General features: G+C 69.1%; 10 protein-coding genes. 4 read left to right on the top strand and 6 right to left on the bottom strand.

Annotation, left to right across the window (positions count from 1 at the left end):
• Nucleotides 1–155: 155 nt before the first annotated feature.
• Together D7Y11_RS38465 and D7Y11_RS38460 are read right to left on the bottom strand one after the other, a co-directional pair.
• Nucleotides 156–581: a YciI family protein gene (locus tag D7Y11_RS38465; RefSeq protein ID WP_126936165.1), complete on the bottom strand. Its 426-nt coding sequence runs from the start codon at nucleotides 579–581 to the stop codon at nucleotides 156–158.
• Nucleotides 582–688: 107 nt separating this feature from the next.
• Nucleotides 689–1,447 carry an SDR family oxidoreductase gene (locus D7Y11_RS38460; RefSeq protein WP_126936164.1) on the bottom strand — a complete coding sequence of 253 codons (759 nt, stop codon included), beginning with the start codon at nucleotides 1,445–1,447 and terminating at the stop codon, nucleotides 689–691.
• Between the two features lie 100 nt (nucleotides 1,448–1,547).
• Between D7Y11_RS38460 and D7Y11_RS38455 the strand changes: the two genes are divergently transcribed.
• Nucleotides 1,548–2,453 carry an AraC family transcriptional regulator gene (locus tag D7Y11_RS38455; RefSeq protein WP_126936163.1) on the top strand — a complete coding sequence of 302 codons (906 nt, stop codon included), beginning with the start codon at nucleotides 1,548–1,550 and terminating at the stop codon, nucleotides 2,451–2,453.
• A 107-nt stretch (nucleotides 2,454–2,560) separates the two neighbouring features.
• Nucleotides 2,561–3,148, top strand: coding sequence for a regulatory protein RecX (locus tag D7Y11_RS38450; RefSeq protein WP_121755667.1), 588 nt, complete (start codon nucleotides 2,561–2,563; stop codon nucleotides 3,146–3,148).
• Nucleotides 3,149–3,160: 12 nt separating this feature from the next.
• Here the strand turns inward: D7Y11_RS38450 and D7Y11_RS38445 are convergent, their stop codons facing one another.
• Both D7Y11_RS38445 and D7Y11_RS38440 read right to left on the bottom strand, forming a co-directional pair.
• The gene (locus D7Y11_RS38445; RefSeq protein WP_126936162.1) at nucleotides 3,161–3,910 is read right to left on the bottom strand and encodes a hypothetical protein; all 750 of its coding nucleotides are present in this window, start codon (nucleotides 3,908–3,910) and stop codon (nucleotides 3,161–3,163) included.
• 376 nt (nucleotides 3,911–4,286) lie between these two features.
• Nucleotides 4,287–6,737, bottom strand: a complete 2,451-nt coding sequence (locus tag D7Y11_RS38440; RefSeq protein ID WP_126936161.1) for an acylase — start codon at nucleotides 6,735–6,737, stop codon at nucleotides 4,287–4,289.
• A gap of 182 nt (nucleotides 6,738–6,919) precedes the next feature.
• Here D7Y11_RS38440 and D7Y11_RS38435 point away from each other — a divergent pair, with 182 nt between their 5' ends.
• Together D7Y11_RS38435 and D7Y11_RS38430 are read left to right on the top strand one after the other, a co-directional pair.
• The gene (locus D7Y11_RS38435; RefSeq protein WP_126936160.1) at nucleotides 6,920–7,885 is read left to right on the top strand and encodes a DUF4440 domain-containing protein; all 966 of its coding nucleotides are present in this window, start codon (nucleotides 6,920–6,922) and stop codon (nucleotides 7,883–7,885) included.
• A 136-nt stretch (nucleotides 7,886–8,021) separates the two neighbouring features.
• Entirely contained in the window at nucleotides 8,022–9,473 is a 1,452-nt protein-coding gene (locus tag D7Y11_RS38430; RefSeq protein ID WP_126936159.1) for a glycoside hydrolase family 6 protein, read from the top strand.
• Nucleotides 9,474–9,703: 230 nt separating this feature from the next.
• Here the strand turns inward: D7Y11_RS38430 and D7Y11_RS38425 are convergent, their stop codons facing one another.
• Nucleotides 9,704–10,156 carry a GNAT family N-acetyltransferase gene (locus D7Y11_RS38425; RefSeq protein WP_126936166.1) on the bottom strand — a complete coding sequence of 151 codons (453 nt, stop codon included), beginning with the start codon at nucleotides 10,154–10,156 and terminating at the stop codon, nucleotides 9,704–9,706.
• A 22-nt stretch (nucleotides 10,157–10,178) separates the two neighbouring features.
• Complete coding sequence (locus tag D7Y11_RS38420; RefSeq protein WP_126936158.1) at nucleotides 10,179–11,171, bottom strand: hypothetical protein; 993 nt, start codon at nucleotides 11,169–11,171, stop codon at nucleotides 10,179–10,181.
• Nucleotides 11,172–11,461 lie beyond the last annotated feature (290 nt).

Raw genomic sequence — 11,461 nt, 5'->3', positions numbered from 1 at the left:
GAGCAGCCCTGTCAGGAGGCGCCGCTGCCCGGCAGTTAGCCGCACGCCCTGCTGGGGCCTCTTCCGGCGCACGCTGCTCATTACCAACGCAGCGTACCCCTGAACGGAATTACTCCGGTTGGCTTAGTCCCGGAGCCGCCCACGTCACGGATGGGTCAGGACTCCTTGAAGGTCTGGCTCCAGGTGGGGGCCACCTTCTCGATGAGCGTCACCAGCTCCGGCGGGATGTCTCCGGCGCCGGTGAGGGGGCGGACCTCCATCACGTCGTCGTTGCCCATGCCGCCCGGATAGCGGCGGGCCCACTCGATGGCCTCTTCCTTCGACTTCACCTCCAGCACGTAGAAGCCGCCGATGAGCTCCTTCGTCTCCGCGTAGGGGCCATCCTTCACGCTGGACTTGCCGTCCTTGAAGACGACGTGCGCGCCCGGGGCGGGGCTGAGGCCCTCGGAGGCGACCAGCACGCCGGCCTGGTGCATCTCCTCGTTGAACTTCATCTGCGCGATGAAGACGGCCTCGTCGAAGGGCGCGTCCGAGTGCGTGGGCTCAAGGGTGGAGGGGCGGGGGATGAGCATGAAGCGCATGGGGGCTCCTGGGGTGTGGGTGTGGCTCCATCCGCACGACGAACGGCCGTGCGGCGGATCGACACGGATATCTCACGAGCCGGTGCGCTTGACGCACAACCCCGGTCTCAGTTCGACCGGGCCATCTCCACTGCGTCCGCGCCGGCGGGCAGGCGGAGGGGGGACGACGGGTCGTTCACCGCGCGCCAGATGGCTTCCGCCACGTCCACCGACCGGGTGACCGGCCCCGAGGCATGCGCCGTTCTTTGCTCGAAGATGCTCCGCACGAAGCCGGAGTACGCCTCGGGGACGGTGACGCCCTGGTCCTGCATCCGGGCCTGGGCGTTCTGGGAGAAGGGCGTCTCCGGGGACCGTCCGGGAATCACCAGGCTCACCCGCACATGGAAGGGCTGGAGCTCCAGCGCGAGCGACTCGGTGAACGCGTTGAGCGCCGCCTTGCTCGCGGTGTACACGGCGAGCAGCGGGAGCGGCTTGAACGTCGTGCCCGACGAGACGTTCACGATGACCCCCGACTGCTGCTGCCTGAAGTGAGGCAGGAACGCCTGGGTCAGGGCCATGACCCCGAACGCGTTCGTCTCGAAGGTGTTGCGGACCGTCTCCATGGAGGTGCCTTCGAAGACGCCCATCAGGCCGACGCCCGCGTTGTTGACCAGCACGTCGATGGGGCCGGCGGCCTCCACCAGCTCGCGGATGCTCTGGGGCTGGGTGACGTCGAGCGGGAGCACGCGCAGGTGCTCGGAGCGGGGCAGCACGTCCTCGCGCGGCTTGCGCATCGTGGCGATGACCTTCCAGCCGTGCTCGAGGAAGTAGCGGGCGGTGTCGAGGCCGAATCCGGACGAGCATCCGGTGATCAGAATCGTCTTCATGGCGTCTCCTGGGCAGGTGTGGCTTCGGTGACAGGTATACGGACCGCCATCCGGACCTGCTACAACAGGGAGTCCAGATTTCATTCGCAGGAGTCCGGTCATGGTCGATCCCCTGGCGGAAGTGGTCACGCTGCTCCAGCCGGGCGCCCCGTTCTCGAAGCTCGTCAGTGGCGCGGGCCGGTGGCGGGTCCGGCGCGCGGAGAATGGGAGGCCCTTCTACTGCGCGGTCCTCATGGGGCGGAGCCGCCTCGCGGTGGACGGACGTGAGCCGGTCATCCTCGAGAAGGGCGACTTCGTCCTGATTCCCGCGGCGTTCGACTTCACGACGTCGAGCATCGAGCCGCCGAAGGGCAAGCACGAGACGCCTCGCATCGTGTTGCCCGATGGTGAAATCAGGAACGGCATCCACCACGGTCCGCCCGATGTCCGGATGCTGGTGGGGTACTGCGCCTTCGCCTCTCCGGACGCGAGCCTGCTCGTTTCGCTCCTCCCCCAGTTCGTGCACGTTCGCGGCGAGCAGCGGCTCACCGCCCTCGTGGAACTCCTGCGGGACGAGTCGCGCGAACGGCGGCCCGCGCGCGAGGTCATCCTCGCCCGCCTCATGGAGGTGCTGCTCATCGAAGCGCTCCGCTCCACGGCGGGCGTCGCGGCGTCTCCGGGCCTCTTGCGAGGGCTCTCCGACGAGCGCTTGTCCGTGTCCATCCGCCGGATGCACGAGCGCCCGACCCAGGCGTGGACCGTGGCGCAGCTGGCGAAGGAGGCCGCGCTGTCCCGTTCCGCGTTCTTCGAGCGCTTCAACCGCGCGATGGGCGTGGCCCCGATGGAGTACCTGCTCGGCTGGCGCATGGCCCTGGCGAAGGACCTGCTGCGGCGCAAGCAGGAGGTCACCGTCGCCGAGGTCGCGGAGCAGGTCGGCTACAGCTCCGCGAGCACCTTCAGCGTGGCCTTCACCCGCCACGTCGGACTGCCGCCCACCCATTACGCGCGGGAGCAGGCGGCATCGTGACGAGCCTTCACGGAGACCCGCCGAGCGGCCAGGCCCCGGGCGGACGACCTGGAGGGGCGCCGGACGCGGCCCCATGCGTCGGACCCCGGTGGTAGAGCTGTCCCGCCATGGATGATCCCACCGACAGGGACCCGGACCGCCGCCGGGAACCTCGCAAACCGAAGCCGCCCCGGAAGGTGTCGCAGCGCTACCTGGAGAACGCGGCGCTGCACTACCTCAAGCGGTACGCGGCCACGGTGAGCCAGCTCAAGCGCGTGCTGATGCGCCGGGTGGACCGCTCCGTGAAGTTCCACGGCACCGACCGCGCGGAGGCCGTGGGCTGGGTGGACGCGCTGGCGGAGAAGCTCATCCGCAACGGCCTCGTCAACGACCGGACCTACGCGGAGACGCGCGTGCACTCGCTGCGCGCATCCGGCCGCAGCGCCCGCGTCATCACCCAGAAGCTGCGCATGAAGGGCGTGGCGCCGGAGCTGGTGCAGGAGAAGCTGGCGGAGGCCACCCAGGACGTGCCCGAGGACGCCGCCGCCCGCATCTGGGCACGCAAGAAGCGGCTGGGCCCCTTCCGGCGCGACCCGAGCACGCGCGTGGAGAACCGCAAGAAGGACCTGGCGGCGCTCGCACGCGCGGGCTTCTCCTTCACCATCGCGAAGCGCGTCATCGACGGGACGGCGGAAGACCTGCCGCCCCGCGACTGACGGCGCTGGGGCTCAGTACATCTTCAGGTCGTACTTCGCGGTGGGCGTGTAGTCGGACCCCGACGGCCGGTTGCGCGTGTCGGTGATCTTCACCGCGTAGACGCCATTCGCCACGACGTTCGCCGTCGCGCGGTAGACGAAGCAGGACGGGATGATTTGCGAGCAGATGGTGCTCGACGTGCTGCCCACGAGCGCGCCCAGCGTGCGGGTGGCGTAGTTGTACGCGTAGATGTCGATGCGCATCCACGGGCCGTTGCGCAGGTTGTAGGTCTCCACCGTCATCACCTGGTTGATGGGCGTGGCCACCAGCACCCAGTCCACGTCGTTCTGGCGGTGGAAGGAGTGGTTGAGCTGCGGCGTGCCCAGGTACGAGGACGCGGAGGTGTGCGTGTTGTCGCTCTCGTAGGAATCCGGAGGCGCCAGCAGGCAGTTGGCGGGAGGACTGAAGCCGTCATTGACGCAGACGTTGCCCACGCAGTTGCAGCCGGACGCGCAGTCCGAACCCGTGCTGCAGACGCGCTGGGGCGCCTGGTCACAGTGGCCATCGGGCGGCGGCGGACCGAACCCGTCCGGCACGCAGAAGCCGCCCTGGCAGGCACAAGCCTCCCGGCATCCCAGGCTGTTCGTACAGGCCCGCGTCGCCAGCTCCGCCTCCTGCGTCTCCATCGCAACGGGCTCGGTCGCCAGCGGCTGCTCCTCCACGGGGCCGCAGCCCACGACGAACAGCGCCAGCGCCGCCGCACTCCAACGAAGCATCTTCACGGGGTCTCCTCGGGTGGGAATCCCAGAAAGGGGCGCGGGAGCGCGCCGCCTGAAGGGAAATCCCTATTTCACCCGCAGTGAATTCTGCCTTCCAGGGATTGGCCTGGCAATCATTATCAAGTGCTACAATTTCGGGATTCTTGAGACCTCGGAAAGTGCGTTGAATAGACGCGTTTTCGGGCCGCACGGAGCGTCTGGGAATAGACTGAGCGCCGCGGATTTGTGATGGCATTGCTACTTTCCGGCGCGAGCATTCTCCATGGAGCGCTGGCCACCCAGGCCACGGCCGCTCGCCCCGAAAACACAGCGGCCCGGCGCCCTTCCCGCGTGGTGGAAGGACACCGGGCCGCGAAGCCCTGCTGTCTGGCGGCTTCGACTACTCCTGGAGGTGCGTGACGGTCAGCGCCGGGTCGCCGGCGATCTCCGCCTCCGTGTAGCGACGGTCCACCCACTGCTTCTGGGAGAACATCGCCGTCTGGTCCGCGTACCAGGGCGAGGCCGGGTTGGTGGACTGGGAGTAGGTGAGCACGGACTTCGCCACGGGGCCCGCGTCCGTGAAGGACACGGCCATGACGAAGCTGGAGCCCAGGACGGGCTCATACGTGCCGTCCGGCAGGAGCTGGTTGGCGATCTGGTTGAAGCAGCCCTCGTCGTGGGCGCAGCCGTGCACCGGGTAGAAGATGCCGTTCTTGCGCTTGCCCTGCACGGAGCCCGTCGTCGCGTCCAGGGCGATGCCGCGCTCGCGCAGCGTGCGGATGGCGGTGCCCAGCGCCTGGGCCACCTGCGGGTTCAGGGTGTTGAGCGTGCGCGGCGTGTTGACGGGGTCGTTCGCGTTGAAGGGCACCAGGTACGGCCCTCCGGTGGCGCCCACCGCGGTGAAGAGGAACACGCGCCAGAGCAGCTCGCCCCGGCTGTCCAGGTCGCCCTTCAAATCCCACGCGGCCAGCACGGGGCAGGCGGGGCGCAGGTCCTCGAACGTGAGGTCCGGCATCAGCACGAAGGGCGTGCGGCGGCACAGCGACACCGCGGCGTCGCGCAGCAGCTCGCCGGAGTAGTTGCGGTTGTTGAACATCACCGTCTGGAGCTGCTCCAGCGTGAAGCCCTGGCCCGCCAGTCCGTCCGTGCCCGCGATGCGGCCCTGCACCATCTTCAGGCCCAGGCGCGTGCGCAGGCTGCGCACGTTCTTCTCGCCGCCCAGGATGCGCGGGAAGCCGGTGAGCGGCTGGGCAGGGTTGGGCAGCCAGTAGCTGTCATTGGAGTTGGTGACGTAGTCAGCGCGGGTGAGGCGCGGCAGGCTGCCCGGGCCGAAGATGCCCGGCTCCACCGCGTCCGCGTCGCTGCCCAACGCGCAGTCGGAGCGCGAGCCGTCCAGCACCGGCAGCCCCGCGCTCGCGAGCACCAGCAGCGGGATGGGGGACAGCACGCAGCGCAAGAGCTTCGCGTCGGTGACGTGCGGCACCACGCTCATGTCCGCGTAGTACGCGCGGCCCTGCGCGTCCGTGGCGATGGTGTTCACCCACGGGATGCCCTGCCAGGTGGCCTGCGCCGTGTGCAGTTCCTCCACGTTCGCTGCGCGGTCCATGGCGAAGAAGGCGTCCAGCAGGCGCAGGTTGGAGGCGTTGGCGTCATGGAACGCGTAGCCGGTGAGGCCGTTCCACGTCATCAGGCCGGACGGGTACTCCATCATCGGGCCCAGGTGCGAACGGTAGAAGGTGTGCTGCCGCGGCGTGGGCGAGCCGTCCGCCGCCTTCGCCTGCACCGTGACGGTGCGGGTGGTCATGTCGCGAATCTGGCCGTCGTACAGGTACTTCGTGGGGAAGCCCGGGATGAGCTTCAGCTCGAAGGGGGTGAAGCGGTACGCGGTGGAGACGGTGTGGCTCCAGGCCAGCGTCTCGTTGTGGCCGATGAGGATGGCGGGCACGCCCAGCAGGCTCACGCCGGAGACGTTGAGCTTGCCCGGCACCGTGAGGTGGGCCTCGTAGAAGCGCTCCGAGCCTTCCCAGGGGAAGTGGGGGTTGGCCAGCAGCATGCCCTTGCCGTTGCGCGTGGCCTGGCTGCCCAGGCCGAAGGCGTTGCTGCCCAGGCCCAGCGTCTCGGAGCTGGGGAACACCTTGCGGTCCAGCGTGGCGGGCGCGGGCAGCGGCAGGGGCAGCGTGCCGTCCGGCAGCAGGGACGGGGGCTTCGCGTCCACCAGCGCGTCCAGGAAGAAGAGGGAGCTGGCGAAGAGGCTGAGCTGGTAGTAGCGCCGGTACAGGTCGCGCTCGGTGATGGGGCGCACCCAGGCCGCGCCCTTGCAGCGCGGATCCGTCAGCCCGTCCACGCCGGTCTCCGCCAGGTAGCGGTTGAGGCCCGCGGTGTAGCCGCGCACCAGCTCGCGCGCGTCCTGGGACGGACCCAGGGGCGGCGGCTTCGCCAGCAGCGCCTCCACCGTGCCGTCGTCGTTGATGGCCTGGTAGAAGAAGTCGCTCTTCAGGTTGTTGTACTGGCTGCCCAGCGCGGCCAGGTATGTGCCGTCCGGCCCGAAGTAGCGCGAGCGCTCGGCGTTCACCGTCACCAGCGCATCCATCAACGTGCAGAAGTTGTCCTGCGCGAACGCGTAGCCATAGCCGTAGCCCACGCCCGCGAAGTCGTCCGCCAGCACGTGGGGAATGCCGTGCGCCGTCCTGCGCACGGTGGCGGAGAGGCTGCCCGCTCCCAGCTTCATCTCCGCCGTGGAGCCTTCCGGCGCCGGAGGCGTCGCGGTACGCGGCTCACACCCGGTGGCCAGCAGCAGCGCCGTCAGCGGCAGCAGCCGGGCGCCGCCGGTCCTTCCGTTACGTCCATCCATTCGAGGGATTCCTTTCACGGCGAGGAGAAATTCCCTTCTAATTGTAGAAACGCATCACTCCTGGATCGCGCCGGGCCGCGAGGCGGGCGGAATTCCGTGTTTACGTGTATGGCTCGCGGACGGGAGCCCGGGGTGCCGGTCATGGCGCGCGGGCCCGGTGTTTCACGAAAGGAAACCAGCACATGAAACGGATGTTCGCGGGCGCGCTCGTCGTCGCGGCGTTGGGGACCCTGGGGTGTGGTGGGGCGAAGGCCTCCGGGCCGGGCGCGGAGGTCGGGACGGCGCGGCAGTCGCTGGAGGATCTGCGCGCGGGCTTGAGGGCGGCGGACCAGGCCATGTCGGACGCGGCGGAGAAGGCCGGTTCGGCGCAGGCGTTCGCGGACTTCGTCGCGGACGACGCGGTGCTGCTGGTGGACGGCACGTACGCGCCGAAGGGCAAGGAGGCCATCCGCGCGTGGCTGGCCGCGCATCCGCTGGAGGCGGAGGGCAAGGTGCGCTGGGCGCCCGTGCGCTGGGACGTCAGCGCGGACGGGACGCTGGGGTACTCGGTGGGCAACGTGTCCGTGGAGTCGGGAGGCACGTCGGTGCGGCCGTCCTCTCGCTACATCACCGCGTGGAAGCGCCAGCCGGACGGGCAGTGGCGCGTGGCGGTGGCGGTGCTCAACGCCGCCAAGACGGCGATGACGGCGCCCGCGGGCTTCACGCCTTCGTCCACGCTGCCAGCGCCGGAGCCGCGCGCGCTTGCGCCCGCGCAGGCGCTGGAGGAGGCGAAGGCCGCGGACCTCGCGTTCTCCGCCATGTCCACATCCGAGGGCATGGGCAAGGCATTCGCCGCCTACGCCGCGGAGGACGTGGTGATGCCGCTCGGATCCGCCGGCATCTTCGGCCATGACGCCATCGCGAAGGCGTACGCGCCGTTCACGCTGGAGGCCATCGACCTGCGCTGGGAGCCGGTGCTGGGAGACGCGGCGGGCTCCGGCGACCTCGCGTACACGGTGGGCCGTGCCATCGCCACGGGCAAGGACGAGAAGGGCCAGCCGGAGGTGGACCACGTGAAGTACCTCACCGTCTGGCGCCGGCAGGCCGACGGCCAGTGGCGCTACGTCACCGACGGCGGCAACTCCAGCCCCGGCCCGCAGGGGCCGTGACACATCGCCGTGATTGGCCCCTCGGCGTGAATGTTTCAGCAATATTCCGTCAATAGCTGAAATAGCCGTTTAGTCTTGTATTCAGGACTGACGCGCCGCAAGAAGGGAGCTCCCCCGTGGTGAGGAGTTCCCTTTCATGCGTACCCCTCGTTCCGTGCGTCGGTTGTCGCTGTCGTTCGTTCCGCTGTTCGCGCTCGCGGCCTGTGGTGGCCCGGCCGAGCCCGTCACTCCTGAAGCTCCAGCACTCACCGCTCAGGAGGCCGCGCTCACCGAACTGCTCACCAACGGCACCTTCAACTCCGGCACGGTGGCGCCGTGGTGGAACAACGCCAGCACGCAGTCGTATGTGGAGAGCGGCAGGTGGCGCGTGGACGTGGCCGCGAACACGGCGAACCCGTGGGACGCCATCGTGGGACAGAGCGGCCTGACGCTCACCGCCGGGAAGACGTACACGCTGGCGTTCACCGCCACCGCCACGGCGACCATCACCGCGCAGGCGACCGTGCAGCAGGAGGTGGCGCCGTACACGGCCACGCTCACGCGGACCTTTACGCTGGATGGCACGTCGCGCCGGTTCTCCTTCCCCTTCACGTCCTCGTTCTCGTCCGGCCAGGGGCAGGTGACGTTCCAACTGGGCGGCCGAGCCAACGCCGTCACCGTGCGGCTGGATGACATCTCGCTCACCACCGAGAGCGGTACCGGCTCCGGCCCGGTGGCGATGACCAACGGCTTCTACGTGGACCCCAACTCCAACCCCGCGGTGTGGGCGCGCAACAACAGTGGAGACGGCCGCGCGTCGCGCATCAACGCGTCCATCGCCTCGAAGCCGATGGCTCGCTGGTTCGGCAACTGGAACGGCAACATCGCCCAGGATGTGTCCAACTTCGTGGCCGCGGCGGACGCGGCGGACAAGCTGCCCGTGCTGGTGGCCTACAACATCCCCGGCCGTGACTGCGGCAGCCACTCCGGCGGTGGTGCGGGCAGCGCGGACGCGTACCGCACCTGGATCTCCGCCTTCGCGACGGCCATCGGCAACCGGCCGGCGGTGGTCATCGTGGAGCCGGACGCCGTCGCGCAGCTCGACTGCCTCCCCAACGACGCGGAGCGCACCACGCGACTCGGCCTCATTCGCTACGCCTCCGAGCAGCTGCGCGACCGTGCGCCCAACACCTGGACGTACCTGGACGGTGGCAACGCGAGCTGGATCGCCGCCGACACCATGGCGCAGCGGCTGGAGTCCGCGGGCGTGCGCAACGTGCGCGGCTTCTCCCTCAACGTCTCCAACTTCTACCCGACCGCTCAGTCCACCACGTACGGCAACGCGGTGAACGCCGCGCTGAACAGCCGCTACGGCTACACGCGGCAGTACACAATCGACACCAGCCGCAACGGCAACGGCTCCAACGGCGAGTGGTGCAACCCCGGTGGTCGCAAGCTGGGCGTGACGTCGCAGACGGGCGGCGGCGCGGAGCTGCTCCTGTGGGTGAAGACGCCGGGGGACTCGGATGGCCAGTGCGGCATCGCCCCGGGCACGCCCGCCGGACAGTTCAGCCCGGACCTGGCGAACCGCCTCATCGACGGCACCTGAGCCTCACGCACGCCTTTCGATAGGACCGACGACATGACTCGGAATCCACGATGGCTGCGGAGCCTGGTGGTTGGCGTGCTGGTGGGCGGCACGGCCTGCGGGCCGGAACGTCGTGGACGGCTGGTGGTGGGCGAGCCCCTGTAGTCCTCACGACGTGAAAACGCCTTCCCTGGCGCGAGGCTGGGGAAGGCGTTGGGTGAAGCCGGGAGATGCAGGGGGCTCTACCCCCTTCAGGTCGGACCCAGCGTCATGAGTACCTCAGCAACTCCGTCCGCGTGCTGCGGGTTCTCCTGGGCCACCGTGCGGAAGCCACACTTCTCGAGGACGCGGATCGACCCGACGTTGTGGACAGCGACCCACGCATGGAGCGGACGAATGGGCTCAAGCCCGAGGAACTCCGAGAGCGCCCGTGTCGCGATGCCCTTGCCCCAGTGCTCGCGACCCATCCAATAGGCGATGAGGCGCTTGCCGTCCTGTTCCCAACTGCCGATGTACCCAGCGACCATGCCGCCAACGACGATGGTGCGGGTCACGTTCTCGGGGCGGAGAACCTTCGTGCGCCAGTGGGTCAGGAAGGCATCGCGTTCCCGCGACGGGAATGCGGCCATGCGCAGCGCGACTGCGTCCCGTTGGTGCTCGAAGAAGAGCGGGAGGTCTTCATCTGTAACGTTGCGTAGGATCACCAAGAGAGCCGATCTCCGCAGGTCAGCTGGACTCGCCCACGCTCAGGCGCCGGCTGGCTCCGCCGTTGCCCTTGCCCAGGGGCTGGGTGCGCTCCAGGTTGGCTTGGGCCAGGGCCTCGCGCTGCTCGGTCGTCTTCGCGGTGCCGTCCTTCTGCACCGTCATCACGCCGCCGCTGCCGTGCTGCTCCTGTGCCTGGGAGATGCTCTTCTTCAGGTCGCTGGCCTTCACCCAGTAGGCGCCGTTGACGGGGTCGCGCACGCGGTAGAGGTCGTCGTCCGTGCTCTTGCTCTTGCCCGGGTTCACGCCGTCGATGGTGAGCCAGTGCAGCTCGCCGCTGTCCGGGCCCTTCTCGCCGTCCGCCAGCGTCGTGTTGAGCAGGGCGTTGGAGTCCACCAGCGCCAGGGCCATCTGCCCGTTCTTCAGCGCGCCGCTCAGCGCGTCCGTGTTGCACTCGTCGAAGCCGTTGGTGACCTTGATGCCCATGCTGCCCAGCATGGCGCCCATCTCGTCGGCGGTCGCGCCATCATCCAGGTTCACGTCCACGCGGTCCTTCACGGACGTGGTCATGGTGTCCGCCTTGTTGCGGACCTTCTCGCGGGCCTCCTGCTGCGTCAGCGGGACCGCCTCTTCGGCGCTGGACTGCTCCAGGTAGGTGAGGGTGGCCTCCGCGCAGCCCTTCTTGCTCGTCTGCGCTACGGTCGTCTGCGGCGCGTTCCAGCCCTGCTCCTTCTGGGCCTGCGTCGCTTCGTTGGTGGGGATGGCGCTGGCGGCCGGATCCGTGCCCGGAGGCGGGGGGGCGGCCAGGGACGGCATGCCCATCTTCTGGGCGCGCTCCTCCTCGAAGGAGTCCAGGTAGCGGCCTTCCGCGGGGTTGAGCGCCTTGGCGTCCGGAGCGTCCGGCAGGGGCTCCTTCACGGACTGGGCGGCCGCCGCCATGTCAGCGCGGGCCTGCTCCGCGGCCTGGCGGATGCGGGCCATGACCGAATCGAGCTTGGAGCCAATTCCGAGAGCCATCGACGTCTCCTGTCGCGTCTGGGTCTTTTTCCTCCCGCATTATCCGCGCAGGACTTTGGAGGTTGCTTCCGGATCACGGCTTTTGAGGGAAGCGCTTGATTTCAGACGCAACCGGGCAGGCGGCCGGGCCGAGAAACATGGAATCCTGGAGTGAGGGGTACACTGGACCCATGGCGAACCGGCATGACAGGGACGACGGGCCTTCCGCGCCCGGCTCCGCGCCTCGCGTTTCGACGTCGCGAGAAACTTACGGCACGGGTCGCGGCAGCGCGCCCGCGACGGGGCGGGGT

The sequence above is a fragment of the Corallococcus sp. AB018 genome (assembly GCF_003986945.1).
Classification (GTDB): Bacteria; Myxococcota; Myxococcia; order Myxococcales; family Myxococcaceae; genus Corallococcus; species Corallococcus exiguus.
This window is presented reverse-complemented; position numbering and strand designations above follow the sequence as displayed.